Origin of the sequence: Antarcticirhabdus aurantiaca (assembly GCF_009765365.1) — a bacterium.
Lineage (GTDB): Bacteria > Pseudomonadota > Alphaproteobacteria > Rhizobiales > Rhizobiaceae > Antarcticirhabdus > Antarcticirhabdus aurantiaca.
In genome coordinates, this window is record NZ_VTOM01000010.1 from 73,692 (window position 1) to 92,936 (window position 19,245).

Below are 19,245 nucleotides of genomic sequence, written 5' to 3' on the forward strand. Positions count from 1 at the left end.
AACCCATGGGCGACAGACTCGCGTCCTGGTTGATGGCGGTCGTGCTGGCCGCGGGCCTCGTCGGCCCCGCCGCGCCGGCGCTCGCGCAGGCCCAGGCGCAGGACGTGCCGCTGCCCAATTTCGTCGACCAGCGCCAGCGCGCCACGCGCCCGCCTCTCCCCGAGCGCGAGCGCTACCGCTTCCTGACCAGCAGCGACTTTCCGCCCTTCAACTTCATCGACGGGCGCGGCCGGCTGACCGGCTTCAACGTCGACCTCGTGCGGGCGCTGTGCGAGGAGCTGAACATCCTCGACCGCTGCCAGATCGAGGCCAAGCCCTTCAACGAGCTGGTGGACGCGCTGAACAAGGGGGAGGGCGAGGCGATCGTCGCGGGTCTCGCGGTCACCGCCGCGAACCGGCAGACGCTGGCCTTCACCGATTCCTACTTCCGCTTTCCCGCCCGCTTCGTCGCACGCAAGGACACGGCGCTCGTCGAGCCGATGGCCGACGCCGTGGCCGGCAAGCCCGTGGCGGTGGTGGCGGGAACGGCCCATGCGGCGATGCTGCGCACCTTCTTCCCCGAAGCCGAGGCGAAGGCCTTCGACACGCGCGAGGCGGCGCTGGACGCGCTCAAGCGCGGCGAGGTCGAGGCCATGTTCGGCGACGGGGTGAGCTTGTCCTTCTGGCTCGGCAGCGACGCGGCGGCGAACTGCTGCGCCTTCGCCGGCGGGCCGTACCTGTCCGACCGCTTCCTCGGGGAAGGGCTCGCCATCGCGGTGAAGCGCGAGAACGCCGACCTGGCGCGGGCGATGGACTACGCGATGGGACAGATCGTGGGGAAGAAGGTCTTCTCCGAGCTTCTCCTGCGCTACTTCCCGATCAGCGCCTTTTGACGCCGAGGGGCGAGGTTCGTTGACGCAGGGAGCGTGAGTGCCTACCGAGGGCCCGTCCGGTCCGTCGAATTCGGTTGCGCCCTGCCATGTCCCAGTCCTCCGTTCTCCTCGATCCCGCCCTCGTCGAGGCCGCCCGCGCGTCCAACGCCTGGCCCTTCGAGGAAGCGCGCAAGATCGTGGCGCGGCTGGAGAAGCATCCGAAGGACACCGTCCTCTTCGAGACCGGCTACGGCCCCTCGGGCCTGCCGCATATCGGCACCTTCGGCGAGGTGGCGCGCACGACCATGGTGCGCAACGCCTTCCGTATTCTGACGCAGGACCAGGTGCCGACGCGGCTCCTCTGCTTTTCCGACGACCTGGACGGGATGCGCAAGATCCCGGACAACGTGCCGGACCGGGCTGCCCTCGAGCCCTTCCTCCACAAGCCGCTGTCGGCCGTGCCGAACCCCTTCGGCGGGGATTATGCGAGCTTCGCGGACCACAACAACGCGATGCTCTGCCGCTTCCTCGACACCTTCGGCTTCGACTACGAGTTCGCCAGCGCGACCGACTACTACCGGAGCGGCCGCTTCGACGCGGTGCTGCTGCGCGCGGCCGAGCGCTACGACGACATCATGGCCGTGATGCTGCCGACGCTCGGCCCCGAGCGGCAGGCGACCTACAGCCCCTTCCTGCCGATCTCGCCGACGACCGGCCGCGTGCTCTACGTGCCGATGCGGGCCGTCGACGCGAAGGCCGGCACCGTCACCTTCGAAGACGAGGACGGCACGGAAACGACGCTGCCGGTGATCGGCGGCCACGTGAAGCTCCAGTGGAAGCCGGACTTCGGCATGCGCTGGGCGGCGCTGGACGTCGACTTCGAGATGTTCGGCAAGGACCACCAGACCAACGCGGTCATCTACGACCAAATCTGCGCGATCCTCGGCGGGCGCCCGCCCGAGCACTTCGTCTACGAGCTCTTCCTCGACGCGGAAGGGGCGAAGATCTCGAAGTCCAAGGGTAACGGCCTGACGATCGAGGAATGGCTCGCCTACGCCTCGCCCGAGAGCCTGAGCCTCTACATGTTCAACAAGCCGCGCGCGGCCAAGCGCCTGCACTTCGACGTCATCCCGCGCGCCGTCGAGGACTACTACGCCTTCGCCGGCGCCTTCGACCGGCAGGACGAGAAGGCGCGGCTCCAGAACCCGGTCTTCCACATCCACGGCGGCGAGCCGCCGGTGAAGGGCATCGCCGTGCCCTTCGCGCTGCTCCTCAACCTCGTCTCGGCGTCGAACGCGGCCGACGCCAAGACGCTCTGGGGCTACATCTCGCGCTATGCGCCCGGCACCACGCCGGAAAGCGACCCGGAGCTCGACCGGCTGGTCGGCTACGCGCTGCGCTATTTCAAGGACTTCGTCCTGCCCGCCAAGCGCTTCCAGTCGCCGGACGAGGTCGAGCGGCAAGCACTGGAAGCCTTGGACGCCAAGCTTGCGAGCCTGCCGGAGGGCTCCAGCGCCGAGGCGATCCAGGATGCGATCCTCGACGTCGCGCGCCCCATCCCGCGCTACCAGGATCCGAAGAAGACCGGACCGGACGGCGGACCGGGTGTCTCGGGCGAGTGGTTCTCGGCGCTCTACCGGACCCTGCTCGGCCAGGAGAAGGGCCCGCGCTTCGGCTCCTTCGCGGCGCTCTACGGGATCGGGAACACGCGGGCCCTGATCCGCGACGCGCTGGAGGGGCGGCTCGGCTGAGGCGCCGCCGCTCCGCCTAGCGCCACATCCCCGTTCGCGCCTCGCGCGCCTTCGCTTCGGCCTCGGCATAGGGGCCGTCGGGGGCGGCCTCGGCCCAGCCGTTGCGCACCAGCCAGTCGCCGATGTCCTCGCCGGCGCCGACGGTGCAGGCGCTGGTGAGGTCCTCCTCGGCGGTGCCGAAGCCGTCCGGAGCCTCGCAGCGGATGGCGCGGCCGCGAAGAAACGCCCGCAGCGAGGTCAGCGCTTGGCGGCCGCAGGGCCAGGCCTCGCCGCCGGCCGAGGTGCAGGTGCGATCGAGCGAGGGCGGCGCGATGTCCGGCAGGGTGACGGTGCCGCGTCCGACGCGGATCGTGCCGACATCCACCGCGACCGGCCGGCTGAGAAGGCGCAGGCGCACCTCGCGGTCGGTCTCCTCGGGCTTTTGCGGGGCGGTCTCGGGCAGGCGGGGCGGCAGGCGCACCAGCGCACCGCCGGCCTCCGGCGTGCGCTGGACGCCCTCTTCGGGCGAAACGTTCCGGCCGGCGGGCGCTGCTGTCTGTGAAGCCTCCGGACTCGGCGCGGCCTCGGGTGCCGGCGCGAGGGCGGCGAGGCGCTCGGCTTCGGCCTGGAGGCGCGCCTCGCGGGCGAGATGGTTGGCGATTCCGGCGAAAACGGCGACGAGCACGAGGACGCCCCCGAGAGCGGCGAGGCTCTGGCTGATCCTGTTCACGCGTCCCTCCGCTGGCGTCCCCGGCCGCCAACTAGCGCGAAATTACTGGCTTGCCCACAGGACCCGGGCCAGCCATTCGACGTCTTCCGCCGCGAAGAGGCGGGGCGGGAAGTCCGGGTTGACCGAGGACAGCTCGATCGTCTTGGCGGTGCGGCGCTCCAGCGTCTTCACCATGACCTCGCCCGAGCGGACCCGGGCCACCACACGGTCGCCGCGCCGCACCGAAGCGCCGGGGGCGACGATCAGGATGTCGCCCTCCTTGTAGAGCGGCTTCATGGACTCGCCCGCGACTTCGATCGCGTAGACCGGCTCGCCGCCGGTGGCGGGCAGGGTGATCTCTTCCCAGCCCTGTCCGGCAGGAAAGCCCGCATCGTCGAAGTAGCCGCCCGATCCCGCCTGGGCGAGACCGACGAGCGGCACCGTGACGGCCGGCCCGCCGCGAAGCGCGGCGAGCGGCAGCGCGGCAGGGGAGGCGGGAGCGGTATCGCGGCCCTCGCCGCGGATCAGGGCGGAAAAGTCGTCGAGCGTCGCGCCCGTCGATTCCATCACCTTGTGGATCGACTCGGTGGAGGGCCAGCGCGGACGGCCGTCATTGCCCGTGCGCTTGGACTTGTTGAAGGTCGTGGGATCGAGGCCGGCGCGGCGGGCGAGGCCGGAGGGCGACAGGCCGTGACGGTCGGCCAGGGCATCGAGCGCGGCCCAAATGCGATCGTGGGAGAACATCGAGCCTGTCCGTGGGTGCGCGCCGACGCGGCGGAAGGAATATTATCCTGTTGCCGTTTTAGGTCGACCACATCTTTCTGTCCAGCGCCGCGACCCGAAGGGTTGGCGGGATTGTGTTGAAAAGGCGGCACGCCACCTTTCTCGGCAGCGCTTCGCCTTTATCTCAGCGCGTGCGGCGACAGTTCGGGACGATTGGCGACGATGGCCTTGCGGTTTGCACCCTATACCTCGGAGGAAACGCGCAAGCGCGCGAGCGAGCCCGGGCGCGGCCGGGACGCGGAGGGACCCTTCGACATCCCCCTGAGGGGATGGAAGGACATCGCGATGCGGCTCTACTCGTCCTTCTTCGAGGACCGTGTGATGCTGATCGCGGCGGGGGCGACTTTCTACCTCCTCCTGGCGCTGTTTCCCGCGCTCGCCGTGTTCGTTTCGCTCTACGGCTTCGTCAACGATCCCGCGACGATCTCCGACCACATCGCCTTCATCGGCCAGTTCCTTCCCCAGGCCGGCACCGAGCTCCTGGAGCAGCAGCTCGACAAGCTGGTGAGCCAGGATCCCGCCTCGCTGTCCGTCGGCTTCGTCAGCGGCCTCCTGTTCGCGCTGTGGAGCGCCAACAACGGCATCAAGACGCTGTTCGAGGCGATGAACGTCGCCTATGGCGAGCAGGAGCAGCGCTCCTTCCTGAAGCTCAACCTCGTCGCCTTCTGCTTCACGATGGCCTCGATCTTCGTCGGCATCGTGCTCATCACCACGGTCGGCGTCGTGCCGGCGATCATGTCGGTCCTGGGGCTCCAGACCTTCACGGACTCGCTGATCGCCGCCTTCCGCTGGCCGGTCGCCTTCGCGCTCATCGTGGTGGCGATCGCGATGATCTACCGATACGGGCCGAGCCGGCGGCGGGCGCGCTGGTCCTGGGTGATCTTCGGCGCGCTTCTCACCTCGGTCGTCTGGCTCGCGGCCTCGATCGGCTTTTCCTGGTACCTGCGCTCCTTCGCCAACTACAACGCCACCTACGGCTCGCTCGGGGCGGTGGTCGGCTTCATGATGTGGGTCTGGGTGTCCTCGTTGATCTTCATCATCGGCGCCGAGATCAACGCCGAGATGGAGCACCAGACGGCCGTCGACACGGTGAACAAGCCGGAGCAGCCGATCGGCTCGCGCGGCGCGCGCGTCGCCGACACGATCGGCAAGAGCACGCGTAAGGACAAGGCGCCGACCGCCGAGCGGCGCGGGCTCTTCGGCAAGCGTCGGCACTGAACGCCCTGGCGACGTCGCAAACGCGAAACCGCGCGGAGGCGAGACGAGGATAGGATCGCGGGCGAGCTCCAGGGGAGACCCCATGTCCGTCAGCGCCTTCGACCTCTTCAAGATCGGCATCGGCCCGTCCTCCTCCCATACCGTCGGACCGATGTGGGCGGCGCGGCGCTGGCTCGACCGGCTCGCCGCACGCAGCGTCAAGGGACAGGTCGCACACGTCTCGGCGCGGCTCTACGGCTCGCTGGCGCTGACCGGCAAGGGCCACGCGACGGACAAGGCGGTGATCCTCGGACTCGCCGGCCTGCGCCCCGACACGCTCGACCCGGACGATGCCGAGGATCTCTACGGCTTCATCCGCGACAAGGGCGAGCTGCAGCTCGACCGGCAGCAGCGCGTGCCCTTCCGCGAGGGGCAGGAGCTTCTCTTCCTCATGCGCGAGAAGCTGCCGCACCACCCCAACGGCATGCGCTTCTCGGCCTTCGACAAGGATGGCCTGCTTCTCGACGAGGCCGATTACTACTCGGTCGGCGGCGGCTTCGTGGTCTCGGCGGAGGATGCTGCAGGGGAAGCGCCGGTGCTGTCCAACGCGCGCGCGCCCTACGAATTCCGCTCGGGCGCGGAGCTCCTGGCGATCGCGGAGCGCGAAAATCTGTCGATCGCGCAGATCGTGCTCGCCAACGAGGAAACCTGGCGCTCAAGGACGGAGGTGCGCGAGGGGCTTCTCGCGATCCGCCAGGCGATGTTCGACTCGATCGAGCGGGGATGCCGGATGGACGGCATCCTTCCGGGCGGCCTGAAGGTGCGCCGGCGGGCGAAGCAGCTCCACACGGAGCTGCTGAAGCGCCCCGAGCAGGCGCTGCGCGATCCCCTGACGACGCTCGACTGGGTGAACCTCTACGCGCTCGCCGTGAACGAGGAGAACGCCGCCGGCGGACGCGTCGTGACGGCCCCGACCAACGGCGCGGCCGGGGTCATCCCGGCGGTGCTGGCCTATTACGAGCGCTTCGTCCATGGCGCGAGCGAGACGGGCGTCGTCGACTTCCTCGCGACCGCCGCGGCGCTCGGCGCGCTCTACAAGCAGAACGCCTCGATCTCGGCGGCGGAGATGGGCTGCCAGGGGGAGGTGGGGGTCGCCTGCTCGATGGCGGCGGGAGCGCTCTGCGCCGTTCTCGGCGGGAGCCCCGCGCAGGTCGAGAACGCCGCCGAGATCGCGATGGAGCACAATCTCGGCCTCACCTGCGATCCGATCGGCGGTCTCGTCCAGATTCCCTGCATCGAGCGCAACACGATGGGGGCGGTGAAGGCGATCAACGCGGCGCGCCTGGCGCTGCGCGGCGACGGCACGCACTTCGTCTCGCTCGACAGCGTCATCGAGACCATGCGTCAGACCGGCGTCGACATGAGCGAGAAGTACAAGGAAACGGCGCTCGGCGGCCTCGCGGTGAACGTGACCTTGTGCTGACCGGGCGAGGCGCGGCGCGGCGCCAGGTCAGCCCGCGGCCGTGAGCCTTCCGTTTCGCCGCCCTTGCGGATGGCGGCGAAAAGGCGCGGTTCTGAGCGAGGCTCCGCGCTATTGCGACGTCGAAACGAAGTCCTTGAAGACGAAGCCGCGGCGGCCGTCCGGGGTGACGACCTCGCACCACAGCTCGCAGGCGATCACCTGAATCGCGCTGCCGCCGGCGACGGTGCCGAGGATCGCCGCGCCCCGCTCGCCGCTCGCCCGCAGGTTCACCGGAGAAACGATGCGGCCCGACCGTCCGCCTTGAGGCGGGGGGAGGGACGCCGTCTCGGTCGCCTGCGCCGGGGCATCCGCCGGCGGCTGCGGCTCGGAAACAGGTGCCGGCGCGGCGACGAGTTCGTCCGCGGCGGGCGCCGGGGGCTCGGAATCCGCCGCGGTGGAAGCGGGGGCGGGCTCGGGCTCGACAGGTGCAGCGACGCTCGGCGCGGGCGGCGGCGCGGCCGGCGCGGTCGCGACGACCGGCGGGGGCTCGACGCGGGTCGGCGCCGGCAGGGGGGCGGTCTCGGTCTCATCGTCGGCCGGGCCCGTATCGATCACCCGCATGGCGGGCGCGGCGGGGTGCTCAGGCGCGGCGGTCACCGGGGCCGGCGCTTGGCTGGCTGCAACCGGCTGCGAGGCCGCGGGCGGGGGAAGGCTCTCGCGCAGCGCGTCGGCCAGCTCGGCGTCGTCGTCGGCCGGGGCGGCGGACTGCGCCTCGGGAGCCGCGTCGGCCGTCCAGCGCTCCATCCAGCGGGCCTGTGGAGCGGTGCCCGTGGTGGTGGCGTCGACCGCTGGATTGCTCGGGGCGGGGAGAGGCGACGGCGTGGCGGGTGCTTGCGGAGCGGGTGTCTCGGTGCCTGACGCGCGCACGGGCGCTGCATCCGGCGAGGCATCGCTGGCCGTTTCCATCGTCGCGTTCACGGCCGGCTCGACGGACGCCACCTGCTGCTCCACCGGCGCGACGCTCTCGCCGCCCGGCATGAAGAGGAGCGCGAGTACGCTGCCGCCGGCGATCAGCGATACGGCCGCGACCGTGCCGTAGAGCGCCATTCGCAGGCGCGAAGGGCGGGCATCGGCGGGAAACAGGTCGGCATGGGTGATCGGCTGGCGCTGCGTGACGTGGGCCACGCTGTCGGACAGCCGGCCGTCGGCCTGCCGCCAACGGTCCGCCGCGGCCCGGGCGAGACCGGACTCGATCTCCGGGGGCGCGCTAGAGTTGCGGTCCCCCTTTGTCGAATGCGGTTCGGATTCGAACCGCACCGATCCCTTCCTCTCTGCCATGTCGACCTTCCCGCCTCGACGTCGTCGCCAATCGACGCCAAAAAATCCCCTATCTCCGCAACAACATCACGAAGAGGGAAATTTGGTGGCGACCCTTTGCCTTCGACGCATTCTGTCCCAGATCGGCACGGATTCGCCAGGACGTTCTCTGCCTTATGCGCGAGCAGGCGAGATACGCGCAAGGCTTCCTTCAAGTTGCCCATCCCGGAAGCAGATTGTGGAGCGATCCGCCACGTTCCGGTGGTAGGTCGCACCCTGCGGTAGCGGAACCGGATCCGATGGTCCCGCCGACGGCAGGGCAGCCATGCTGCAGTGCGGTTCAGGCGGCGCGGGCCTCCTCCCGGGCGCCGAATCGGCCGTAGAAGGTCTCGTCGCGCTCCGCCATCTCCCGCAGCAGCGGGATCGGGCGGAAGTGCTCGCCGTGCTTGTCGGCCAGACGATCGCAGAGCGCGACGAAGCGCCTCAGCCCCATCCCGTCGATATAGGACAGCGTGCCGCCGGTATGGGGCGCGTAGCCGAAGCCGAGGATGGAGCCGACGTCGGCCTCGCGCGGATCGGTGACGACGCCTTCCGCGACGGTGCGGGCCGCCTCCAGCGCCATGGTGACGAGGAAGCGTGATTTCAGCTCCGCGAAGTCGACCTCCTCCGGCTTCTTCTGCGGGAAAAGGTCCTTGAGACCGACCCAGAGGTGCTTCTTGGCCGGCTTCTCGGGATAGTCGTAGAAGCCCTTGCCGGCCTTGCGGCCGAGACGACCTTCGTTGACCAGCCGTTCCACCAGGGCGAAGTGACGCGGATCGACGGCGTCCTTGCCCAGGTCGCGCATGGTCGCCTTCATGATCTTGTGGGACAGGTCGACCGCCGTCTCGTCGTTGAGGGCCAGAGGGCCGACCGGCATGCCGGCGAACTTGGCGGCGTTCTCGATCATCGCGGCCGGCACGCCCTCGACCAGCATGTCGTAGGCCTCCGAGATATAGCGAAGGAAGCAGCGGTTGGCGAAGAAGCCGCGGGTGTCGTTGACGACGATCGGCGTCTTCTTGATCGCGCGCACGAAGTCGAGCGCGACGGCGAGGGCCTCGTCGCCCGTTTCCTTGCCGAGGATCACCTCGGTCAGCATCATCCGATCCACCGGCGAGAAGAAGTGGATGCCGATGAATCGGGCCTTGTCGGGGACGGTTTCCGCGAGGCTGGTGATCGGGATGGTGGACGTGTTGGAGGCGTAGATCGCGCCCTCTTTCAGGACCGCCGCGACCTGCTTCGTCACGGCGTTCTTCACCTCGCGGTCCTCGAAGACGGCCTCGACCACGAGGTCGCAGGCCGAGAGCGCGGCGTAGTCGGGCGTGGCGGTGATGCGGCCGAGAAGCGCGCGCGCCTCCTCCTGCGTCATGCGCCCCTTGGCGACGAGCCCTTCCGCGAGCGTCTGGGAATGCTGGCGACCCTTGTCGGCGGCGGCCTGATCGCGGTCGAGGAGAACGACGTCGAGGCCGCTCTTGGCCGCCACATAGCCGATGCCGGCGCCCATGAAGCCGGCGCCGACGATGCCGACGCACCTGAGCTTGGTCGGGGGAACGTTCGCGGGACGTCGCGCGCCCTTGTTGAGCGCCTGCATGGAGACGAAGAGCGAGCGGATCATCATCCGCGCTTCCGTCGTCTGGATCACTTGCGTGAAGTAGCGCTGCTCGACGCGCAGCGCCGCGTCCATCGGCAGCAGAAGGCCCTCGTAGACGCACTTCACGACCGCGCGTGCGGCCGGGTAGTTGTCGGCGGTTTCCTTGCGGTAGAGCGAGGCGACGGCGGGCCAGACCTGGGCCCCGGCCGGCGAGTAGACCGGGCCGGAGGGCAGCTTGAAGCCCTTCTCGTCCCAGGGCTTGACCGGCGAGAGGCCGGCCTTGAGGAGCGCCTTCGCCTTGTCGACCAGCTCGCCCGCCGGCACAACAGCGTCGACGAGCTTCATCTTCAGCGCCTTGTCGGGCGAGAGCGTCGTGCCCTGGAGGAGGAGCTGCAGCGCTTCCTGCGTGCCGGTCATGCGCGCGACGCGCTGCGTGCCGCCGGCGCCGGGGAAGATGCCGACCTTGATCTCCGGCAGGCCCATGGCCGCGGTGTCGCTGACGACGCGGGCGTGGCAGGCCAGCGCCAGCTCGAAGCCGCCGCCCATGCAGGTGCCGTTGATCGCGGCGACGAAGGGCTTCCCGCAGGTCTCGATCTTGCGCCACAGCCAGGACATGCGACCGACGCCCTCGAAGAGCGCCTTGATCGCCTCGTCCGGGTTGTCGCGCTTCTTCGCCTCGAAGGCGGCGAACATGCCCGACAGCATCTTCAGGTCCGCGCCGCCGGTGAAGGAGCCTGTCTTGCCGGAGGTGAAGACCGCACCAGTTACCTTGCCGTCGGCGACGAGCGCGTCGACGATGCCGTCGATCTCGTCCATCACTTCGGCCGTGAAGACATTCATCGACCGGTCCGGCATATCCCAGACGACCAGAGCAACGCCGTCGCCATCGATCTCGACGGAAAGGTTCGTCGTGTTCATTTCACTTCTCCCATGGGCGCGATTCGTAAGCGATACTTTGCGTCGCGCGGGCCGGCGTAGTCGCGACGCGATTTTTCGTGGCCGGCCATTTCGGCTAGGATGCCGCGATTAAAGGGCCGATAAGGTTCTAAACCTAAAGTGGGGTCCGATTTTCTCTTCAACCCGACGGACCTGCCCCCATGGATCGAACCTGCCCCGGCTGCCAGGACGGCGCCAAGCTCGACTTCGACTTCTCCATGGCTTTCCAGCCGATCTTCGACGTCGGCGAGAACCGCATCTGGGGTTACGAGTCGCTCGTGCGCGGCCTGAACGGCGAAGGCGCGGGCGCGATCCTGTCGCGCGTGGCCGACAGCCAGAAGTACCGCTTCGATCAGGCCTGCCGCATCAAGGCGATCGAGCTCGCCTCGCGCCTGTTTCCGGCCGGCGAGCAGCGCCAGCTCTCGATCAACTTCCTGCCCAACGCCGTCTACGAGCCGGCGGCCTGCCTTCGCGCCACGCTCGCCGCCGCCAAGCGCTCCGGCTTCCCGAAGAGCTCGATCATGTTCGAGTTCACCGAGAACGAGATGGTGCAGGACACAGCCCATCTCAGGAACATCATCGCCGAATATCGCCGCCACGGATTCATCACGGCGATCGACGACTTCGGCGCCGGCTATGCCGGGCTCGGGCTTCTCGCCGACTTCCAGCCGGACCTCATCAAGATCGACATGAAGCTCGTGCGCGGCATCGACACGAGCCGGGCGCGCCAGTCGATCGTCGCCGGCATGATGCACGTCGCGCGCGACCTCGACATCCGCGTGCTGGCGGAGGGCATCGAAACCGAGAACGAATACCGGGTGCTGCGCGCGGCCGGCGTCAACCTGTTCCAGGGCTACTGGTTCGCCAAGCCCGCCTTCGAGGCCCTGCCGGACCTCGACATGGCGAAGGCGGCGTGAGGCCCGCCGGCGCATGAGACGGGGGCTCACACCCGCTCGATGATCGTCGCCGTGCCCATGCCGGCGCCGATGCACAGGGTGACGAGGGCGGTCTGCTTGTTCGTGCGCTCCAGCTCGTCGAGGACGGTTCCGAGGATCATCGCGCCCGTCGCCCCCAGCGGATGGCCCATGGCGATGGCGCCGCCATTGACGTTGATCCGGTCGGACGGGATGTCGAAGGCCTGGATGTAGCGCAGCACGACGGCGGCGAAGGCCTCGTTCAGCTCGAAGAGGTCGATGTCCGAGAGCGCCATGCCCGACCGCTTCAGGAGCTTCTCGGTGACGTCCACCGGCCCGGTCAGCATGAGCGCCGGATCGGAGCCGATCGAGGCGAAGGCGCGGATGCGGGCGCGCGGCTTCAGGCCGAGGGTCTCGCCGCCGGCCTTGGAGCCGAGAAGCACGGCCGCCGCGCCGTCGACGATGCCCGACGAGTTGCCGGCATGGTGGACGTGGTTGACCGCCTCGATCTCGGGATGGGCCTGGCTCGCCACGGCGTCGTAGCCGCCCATCTCGCCCATGACGGCGAAGGAGGCGTTGAGCGAGCCGAGCGACTGCATGTCGGTGCCCGGGCGCATGTGCTCGTCGCGGTCGAGGATCAGGAGGCCGTTCTGGTCCTTGACCGGCACCACGGAGCGGGCGAAGCGGCCCTCGCTCCAGGCGGCGGCCGCGCGCTTCTGGGACTCGACGGCATAGGCGTCGACGTCGTCTCGGCTGAAGCCGTACTTCGTGGCGATGAGGTCGGCCGAGACGCCCTGCGGCATGAAGTAGGCGGGAATGCCGACCGAGGGGTCCATCACCCAGGCGCCGCCCGACATGCCCATGCCGACGCGCGACATGGACTCGACGCCGCCCGCGATCACCAGCTCGTCGGAGCCCGCCGCGATCTTCGCCGCGCCGAGGTTGATCGCGTCGAGGCCCGAGGCGCAGAAGCGCGAGATCTGCATGCCGGGCGCGGCGAAGGCGTAGCCCGCCTCGAAGGCGGCGGCCTTGGGGATGACCGAGCCGGCCTCGCCGACGGGATCGACGCAGCCGAAGATGATGTCGTCGACTTGGCTTGTCGGGATGCCGTTGCGCTCGCGCAGGGCTTCGAGGACCTTGGCGCCGAGCCGCACGGCCGGCACCTCGTGCAGCGAGCCGTCTTTCTTGCCGCGCCCGCGCGGCGTGCGCACGTGATCGTAGATAAAGGCGTCGGTCATGGGCTTGGCCTCCCGGTCGGTCGGATGTCGTGGTGCGGCGCGCGGCTCGACCCGTCAGGGTAAGGCGCCCGCGCGAAAAGTTCAGAACGCCTCGGCGTCGAGCGCCATGAGGGAGCCGGCTCCCGACGCGATGCGGGCGAGGTGGGCGCCGGTCTCGGGCATGATGCGATCAGCGAAGAAGCGGGCGGTGGCGAGCTTGGCCCGCATGAAGTCGGCGTCGCCCCGGCCTTCCTCGAGGGCGTTTCCGGCAGCCTGGGCGGAGACGGCCCAGACGTAGCCCAGCGCCACCAGGCCGAAGAGGTGCATCATGTCGTTGGAGGCGGCGCCGGCATTGTCGGGATCGACCTTGGCGTTCTCCATCAGCCAGCCGAGCGCTTGTCGGAGGTCGCCCATGCCGCGCTTCAGGCTCTTCAGGAGCGGAGCCAGACGCTCGTCGTTCGCGTGCTCCTCGCAGAAGCCGGCGGCGAGCCGGAGGAAGTCCTGGACGGCGCGGCCGTTGTTCAGCGTGAGCTTGCGGCCGACGAGGTCGAGGGCCTGGATGCCGTTGGCGCCCTCGTAGATCTGGGCGATGCGCGCGTCGCGCACGAACTGCTCCATGCCCCATTCACGGATATAGCCGTGGCCGCCATAGACCTGCTGGGCCATCACGGCGTTCTCGAAGCCCTTGTCGGTGAGGACACCCTTGATGATCGGGGTCATCAGCCCCATCCAGTCGTCGCCGTCCTGCCGGACGCCCATATCCGCGGCACGATGGGCGAGGTCGCCCTGGAAGGCGGTCCAGAGGATCAGCGCCCGGCCGCCCTCGTTGAAGGCGCGCATGGTCATCAGCATGCGGCGGATGTCGGGATGGACGATCAGCGGGTCGGCGGGCTTGTCGGGCGCCTTGCGGCCGGTGAGCGAGCGGCCCTGCAGACGGTCGCGGGCATAGGTGACGGCGTTCTGGTAGGCGATCTCGGAGACCGCGAGCCCTTGCAGGCCGACGCCGAGGCGGGCCTCGTTCATCATGGTGAACATGGCCTTGAGGCCGCTGTTCGCCTCGCCGACGAGCCATCCGACCGCCCCGTCATAGTTCATGACGCAGGTGGCGTTGCCGTGGATCCCCATCTTCTCCTCGATGGCGCCGCAGGAGAGGGCGTTGCGCGCGCCCGGATTTCCGTCGGCGTCGGGGAGGAACTTCGGCACGACGAAGAGCGAGATGCCCTTCACGCCCGCCGGCGCGCCCTCAATGCGGGCGAGGACGAGGTGGACGATGTTCTCCGCGAGGTCGTGCTCGCCGGCGGAGATGAAGATCTTCTGGCCCGTGACGCGGAACGAGCCGTCCTCGGCCGGCACCGCCATGGTGCGCAGGAGGCCGAGATCCGTGCCGCAATGGGGCTCGGTGAGGTTCATCGTGCCGGTCCACGAACCCTCGATCATCTTCGGAAGGTAGAGCGCCTTCTGCTCGTCGCTTCCGTGGCTCTCGATCGCCGCGACCGCGCCGCGGGTGAGGCCGGGATACATGGCGAAGGCCATGTTGGCGGCGGAGAAGAACTCGTTGACCGCGGTGCCGATCACGTGGGGCAGGCCCTGGCCGCCGAACGCCTCCGATGCCGACAAGCCGCCCCAGCCGCCCTCGCGGAACAGGGCGTAGGCCTCGCGGAAACCGGCGGGTGTCGTGACGGAGCCGTCGGCGTGGCGGGTGCAGCCCTCGCGGTCGCCGATCTGGTTGAGCGGTTGAAGGACGTCCGAGGCGATGCGGCCGGCCTCGGTCAGGATCGCCTCGACGACGTCGGCGGTGAGATCGGAGGCGCCGGGAAGGCCGGCCTGCCCGGGCAGGCCGATGACCTCGTTCAGCACGAACAGCGTGTCGGCGACGGGCGCGGCGTAGGTCGGCATGGTCTCGCTCTCCCCAACGATGCGGCTGATGTAGATGCCTTTGACGTAAACGTCAACGAGGCGGTGCGCGCATCCGCCGGGCGCCACATCTTCTGCCGCGCCCGGAACCATCGTTCGGGTCGATCAGTTCGTCTGGGCGAGCCGCTCGCGAAGGAACTCGATCGAGGTTTCCATCGCCTGGATCGAGGCTTCGATCTCGCGCTGCTGGTCGACGAGGATCTGCTGCTGTTCCTCGAAGCGCTCCAACGCCACTTCGAGCTGCCGCCGCTTGCCGTTCGGCTGGTCGTAGATCTCGATCATCTGCTTGGCTTCGGTCAGCGAGAAGCCGAGAAGCTTGGCAAGCAGCACCATGCGAAGCCGCGCCCGGTCGCGGCGGGAATAAAGACGGGTCGTGCCGCGGCGCTCGGGATTGAGCAGTCCGCGATCCTCGTAGAAGCGCAGCGTGCGCAGGGTCACGCCGAACTCTCGCGCGAGGTCGCCGATCTTGAAGACCTCCCGCGTTTCGCTCTCGTCAACGCCTCGGCCCAGGAGGAAATCCACGTCGACGGATTCGGATAACTCAGCTTCCTCGACCGCTTGTGCTCGAGACATTCTTTTTGACTCCACCATGTTGGGGGGTGGTTGGACGAGCGAGATTCGCTCGTCGTGGGATTGGTTAAGGATATTGCTCGTCCTCCCCTCGTTGCAAGCCGCTACGTCAGCCCCCGCTCCAGCCTCGCTCCCGGTTCCCTTTCTAAATCGTAAACACGCATCGGCTCTGTTTATCGACCGTTAACCCTCTGGATCGGGGTTCGGGTTCGCGACGGGCCAACTACGGATCACGGGGGTCGGCATGGGCGAACGAACGGCACTGAAGCGCGGCAGCGCGCTCGCGGAGGGCGATGCCGGATCCTCGCTTGAAGCTTTGAGCCGGACCCTCGAAGCCCTCGAGTCGCGCCTCGCGGGCGCGATGCGCCCGCGCCCCGCATCCGTCGAGATGCGCGGTCTCCCCGTCGAGGCGCCCGCGCCCGCGCGGCCCTCGCTCGCCGATGCCGTGTCGCAGATCGTGATGCGCCGGCAGATGCTCGACGGCGTCGGCGCGCCCGAGCCGGAAGCGCCCGCGCGCAGCTTCGCCGCCGAGGTCGACGAGCTCCGCCGGGAGGACGCCTCCCTCACGGCCGCTGCCGACATCGCCGAGGAACTGCGGGAGCTGCGGGGGGAGATCCAGGCCCAGCGCGCGGCGCTGCGCCCCTCCGACATGCGCCTCGACACGCTGCGCCAGGGCTATAACGGCCTGCGCGAGGCGGTGGGCGGGCCCTCGGCTCCGACCGGCGCCCAGCGCGAGATCGCCGTTCTGGAGGCCGCGCTCGCCGAGCTGGCGGCCGAGGGAGCGGACGAGGGCACCATCTCGGCGCTGCGCTCGGAGCTGTCGGGCATCCGCGAGATCGTGTCCGCTCCGCCTGCCGCTTCGACGCCCGCGGCCGTGCGCCCCGCCGACGAGAAGCGCAGCGTGCCCCAGGAACTGGAGCGCCTGCGGGCATCCTTCGGGGGCGATCCGGCCGTCCGCGCCGCGGCGACCGAGGAGCGGCTGTCCTCGCTCCTGACGTCCGAGATGAACCAGCTGCGCGAGAAGATCGAGACGCTGGCCAGCGAACGCAGCCTGCGCGCCGTCGAGGAGCGTTGGCAGGCGATGGAGGGCCGCTTCGCCTCGCGCGACATCGAGGCGACGATCACGGCCATGGCCGAGCGCATGGCGCAGCTCGAGACCGCGCTCGCCCGCCTGCCGGAAACCCTGCCGATCGGAACCCTGCAGGCCCGCATCGAGAGCCTCGCCGCGGCGATCGACACCGCCCTGCTGCAGCCCCAGCCCGAGCCCGACGACGCCCATTTCGTGGCCCTCGAAGAGCGGCTCGAGGAAATCTCGCGCGCGATCGTCGCCGTCGGCCAGCGCCCGGCGCCGATGCTCGACATGGCGCCGATCGAGCGCATCGAAACGCGCATGTCGGCGCTCTCGTCGCGGCTCGACGCCCTGTCCGACTCCGTCGGCACGGGCGAGCTGTCGGAGCGGGTCGAGGAGATCGCCCTGCGCCTCGACGCCATGGCCGCCGAGGACCGCTCGGCCCTGCTGGCCGAGCGGCTGGAGCGCTTCGGCGAGGCGATGCAGCGTCTCCTCCATGAGCAGGAGCAGGCCAAGGCCGGCTCGGCGGCGATCGAAGAGCGGCTGTTGAGCCTGTCCGAGCGCCTCGACCAGGAGATCGCCGAGCGCGTCGATCCGGCGCTGGTGCGCTCGCTGGAGGACCAGATCTCGCGCCTGTCGATCCAGCTCTCGACGGTCGGCGAGATCGGCGTGGTGCCGAGCGCCATGGACGAGCAGGTCGACGAGCGCCTGTCCGCGATCGAGCGGCGGCTCGACGAGAACCGCGACGCGGTGATCGCGACGGCGCGCGCCGCCGCCGACGAGGCCGTCGCACGTCTGATGGAGGCCGGCGAGCGGCGGCAGAGCGAGCACGTCGCCCAGCTCTCCGAGGCGCTGCGGTCCCTGGAGGCGCTGTCCGTCCAGAACGACAAGCGCATGGCCGGCGTCGTGGACGCGGTTCACGAGACGCTTCTCAAGATCGTCGAGCGCCTCGACCAGATCGAGGACGAGATGGCGGGCGCCATGCGCGCCGTCGAGGAGCCTGCTCCCGTCGAGCAGGCGCCCTTCGTGCTGGCCCACCCGCCGGAAACCGCGCGCCCCGCCGAGACGTCCTTTGGCCCCGCGGCCGAGGACGAGCCGGCCACCGGTGGGCTCATGGGCGCCTTCTCGCGCCGCTTCTCCTCCATGCGCAACGCTTCGGCGAGCGAGATCATCGCCGCCGCGCCGGCGCCCGAAAGCCCGCGCGGTCCGGTCGACTTCGCCTCGACCGACGCCGACGACGCCGACGACGAGCCGCTGAGCCCGGCCGAGGCCAACCGTCCGCTGGATATCGGCTCCGGCACGCCCGACATCGCGGCGCTGATCAGCCGGGTTCGCGCCCAGCAGCGCGCCGCCGACACCGTACCGGAACAGACGGGGGGCAAGGCCGACTTCATCGCAGCCGCGCGCCGCCACGCCATGGCCGCCGCCGCCGAGGTCGACAGCCTGCGCTCCGACGAGCAGCTCTCGCGCCTCGGCTACGGCCGGGTGGGCGACGTCGTGTCGCGCCGGCGCAAGCCGATCCTCATGGCGGTCGGCGCGGTCCTGCTCGCGCTGATGGCGATGCCGCTTGGCGTCAAGCTGATCCGCGATCTGTCGACGGCGCCCGCCGGCGAGCGGATCGCCGAGGTCGCGGCCGAGGCCGAAGGCAAGGCGGTCGCCGAGATCGCGCCGCCGGCCGCCCCCGAGACTCCCGCGGCCGAAATGCCCGCGCCGGCCGAGACGACCGTCGCGGCGGCGGAGCCCGCGGCGCCCGTCGCCCCGGCCGCCGAGCTGATGCAGCCGACCGCGTCGCGCCCCGCCGAGGTGGTCGCGCCCGGCTTCGACCTGACCGAGGGGCCGGCTGCCGACGCGCCGTTGCCCGCCGAGCCCGCCGCGGTCGCGCCTCCGTCCGAGGTCGCCGCTGCCGCTGCTGCCGAGCCGGCCGCGGTCCCCACCCGGCAGGGACCTGACCTCGCCGCGCTGGCCGCAGCGCCGCTGCCCGCCATGCCGGAGAAGATCGGCCCGGCCGCGCTGACCGCGGCCGCTGAGAACGGCAATTCGGTGGCGATGTTCGAGATCGGCCTTCGCCTCATGGAAGGCGCCACCGGCGAGCCGAAGCCGGCCGAGGCTGTGCGCTGGTTCGAGCAGGCGGCGGGCCGCGGCTTCGCCCCGGCGCAGTACAGCCTCGGCACGCTCTTCGAGAAGGGCAACGGCGTCGCGCGCGACACGGTCGCGGCCCGCGACTGGTACACGCTTGCGGCGGACCAGGGCAACGTTCGCGCCATGCACAATCTCGCCGTGCTCTACGCGACCGGCGTCGACGGCGTGTCGCAGCCGGAAACGGCGGCCAAGTGGTTCGCGCAGGCTGCCGATTACGGCATGCGCGACAGCCAGTACAATCTCGGCATCCTCTACGCCCGCGGCGCCGGCGTGCCGCAGGACATGGTGCAGTCCTACAAGTGGTTCGCCATCGTCGCGGCGAGCGGCGACAAGGACGCCGCCGACAAGCGCGACGAGGTTCACCAGTCGCTGAGCCCCGAGCAGCGCACGCAGGCCGAGGCGGCCGTCGCCGCCTGGTCGCCGAAGAGCCGCGTCGAGTCCGCCAACACGGTGGACGTGCCGCAGGAGTGGAGCGAAGCCTCGGTGGACACCACCGCCTCCGTCGACATGACGCGGGCCGTTCGCAACATCCAGATCATCCTCGGCAAGCTCGGCTACGACGCCGGCTCGCCGGACGGCAAGGTCGGCGTCCGCACGACGGAGGCGATCCGCTCCTTCCAGTCCGACAGCGGCCTGGAGGCGACGGGCGAGATCGACGAGACGCTGATCCGCGCTCTTCTCGCCCGCAAGGACGCCTGACGGCCGAGCGATCGTCGGAATACACGGAAGGGTCGCGAATTTCGGTTCGCGGCCCTTCTTTCGTTTGACTCGGCGCGACGCTTCGGGCCAATCGGAAGCTGCCTCGCCGGA

12 protein-coding genes and 2 pseudogenes are annotated in these 19,245 nt (G+C 69.9%); 6 read left to right on the forward strand and 8 right to left on the reverse strand.

Features of this window, described 5'->3' with window-relative positions; genetic code table 11:
• Positions 1–5 precede the first annotated feature (5 nt).
• A complete protein-coding gene (locus FZN60_RS13655; protein WP_158874041.1) occupies positions 6–872 on the forward strand; it encodes a transporter substrate-binding domain-containing protein in 867 nt (288 codons plus the stop codon).
• Positions 873–958: 86 nt separating this feature from the next.
• A complete protein-coding gene (locus FZN60_RS13660; protein ID WP_158874042.1) occupies positions 959–2,602 on the forward strand; it encodes a lysine--tRNA ligase in 1,644 nt (547 codons plus the stop codon).
• Between the two features lie 16 nt (positions 2,603–2,618).
• On the opposite strand, the gene FZN60_RS13665 is transcribed toward FZN60_RS13660, so the two are convergent.
• The 3 genes and pseudogenes from FZN60_RS13665 to FZN60_RS29420 form a co-directional block, all read right to left on the reverse strand.
• Positions 2,619–3,311: a thermonuclease family protein gene (locus tag FZN60_RS13665; RefSeq protein ID WP_158874043.1), complete on the reverse strand. Its 693-nt coding sequence runs from the start codon at positions 3,309–3,311 to the stop codon at positions 2,619–2,621.
• Positions 3,312–3,353: 42 nt separating this feature from the next.
• Positions 3,354–3,728 (reverse strand): annotated as a pseudogene (locus FZN60_RS29415) (S24 family peptidase); the annotation flags it as partial.
• A gap of 75 nt (positions 3,729–3,803) precedes the next feature.
• Positions 3,804–4,034 (reverse strand): annotated as a pseudogene (locus FZN60_RS29420) (helix-turn-helix domain-containing protein); the annotation flags it as partial.
• Positions 4,035–4,235: 201 nt separating this feature from the next.
• Here FZN60_RS29420 and FZN60_RS13675 point away from each other — a divergent pair.
• Positions 4,236–5,291, forward strand: coding sequence for a YihY/virulence factor BrkB family protein (locus tag FZN60_RS13675; protein WP_158874045.1), 1,056 nt, complete (start codon positions 4,236–4,238; stop codon positions 5,289–5,291).
• An 82-nt stretch (positions 5,292–5,373) separates the two neighbouring features.
• Positions 5,374–6,753: an L-serine ammonia-lyase gene (locus tag FZN60_RS13680; RefSeq protein ID WP_158874046.1), complete on the forward strand. Its 1,380-nt coding sequence runs from the start codon at positions 5,374–5,376 to the stop codon at positions 6,751–6,753.
• Positions 6,754–6,861: 108 nt separating this feature from the next.
• Here FZN60_RS13680 and FZN60_RS13685 read toward each other — a convergent pair whose 3' ends face one another.
• Both FZN60_RS13685 and FZN60_RS13690 read right to left on the reverse strand, forming a co-directional pair.
• Positions 6,862–8,070 carry a hypothetical protein gene (locus FZN60_RS13685; RefSeq protein ID WP_158874047.1) on the reverse strand — a complete coding sequence of 403 codons (1,209 nt, stop codon included), beginning with the start codon at positions 8,068–8,070 and terminating at the stop codon, positions 6,862–6,864.
• Between the two features lie 319 nt (positions 8,071–8,389).
• Positions 8,390–10,594 carry a 3-hydroxyacyl-CoA dehydrogenase NAD-binding domain-containing protein gene (locus tag FZN60_RS13690; RefSeq protein WP_158874048.1) on the reverse strand — a complete coding sequence of 735 codons (2,205 nt, stop codon included), beginning with the start codon at positions 10,592–10,594 and terminating at the stop codon, positions 8,390–8,392.
• A 179-nt stretch (positions 10,595–10,773) separates the two neighbouring features.
• On the opposite strand from FZN60_RS13690, the gene FZN60_RS13695 reads away from it, so the two are divergent.
• A complete protein-coding gene (locus FZN60_RS13695) occupies positions 10,774–11,529 on the forward strand; it encodes an EAL domain-containing protein (protein ID WP_199266560.1) in 756 nt (251 codons plus the stop codon).
• A 26-nt stretch (positions 11,530–11,555) separates the two neighbouring features.
• On the opposite strand, the gene FZN60_RS13700 is transcribed toward FZN60_RS13695, so the two are convergent.
• The 3 genes from FZN60_RS13700 to FZN60_RS13710 all read right to left on the reverse strand — a co-directional run bounded on the left by FZN60_RS13700 (position 11,556) and on the right by FZN60_RS13710 (position 15,179).
• Positions 11,556–12,764 carry an acetyl-CoA C-acetyltransferase gene (locus FZN60_RS13700; RefSeq protein WP_158874049.1) on the reverse strand — a complete coding sequence of 403 codons (1,209 nt, stop codon included), beginning with the start codon at positions 12,762–12,764 and terminating at the stop codon, positions 11,556–11,558.
• 81 nt (positions 12,765–12,845) lie between these two features.
• Positions 12,846–14,639 (reverse strand): acyl-CoA dehydrogenase C-terminal domain-containing protein, encoded by a 1,794-nt coding sequence (locus FZN60_RS13705; RefSeq protein ID WP_158874050.1) that lies wholly within the window; start codon positions 14,637–14,639, stop codon positions 12,846–12,848.
• 123 nt (positions 14,640–14,762) lie between these two features.
• A complete protein-coding gene (locus FZN60_RS13710; protein ID WP_246726782.1) occupies positions 14,763–15,179 on the reverse strand; it encodes a MerR family transcriptional regulator in 417 nt (138 codons plus the stop codon).
• A 292-nt stretch (positions 15,180–15,471) separates the two neighbouring features.
• On the opposite strand from FZN60_RS13710, the gene FZN60_RS13715 reads away from it, so the two are divergent.
• Positions 15,472–19,134: a peptidoglycan-binding protein gene (locus FZN60_RS13715; RefSeq protein WP_158874052.1), complete on the forward strand. Its 3,663-nt coding sequence runs from the start codon at positions 15,472–15,474 to the stop codon at positions 19,132–19,134.
• Positions 19,135–19,245 lie beyond the last annotated feature (111 nt).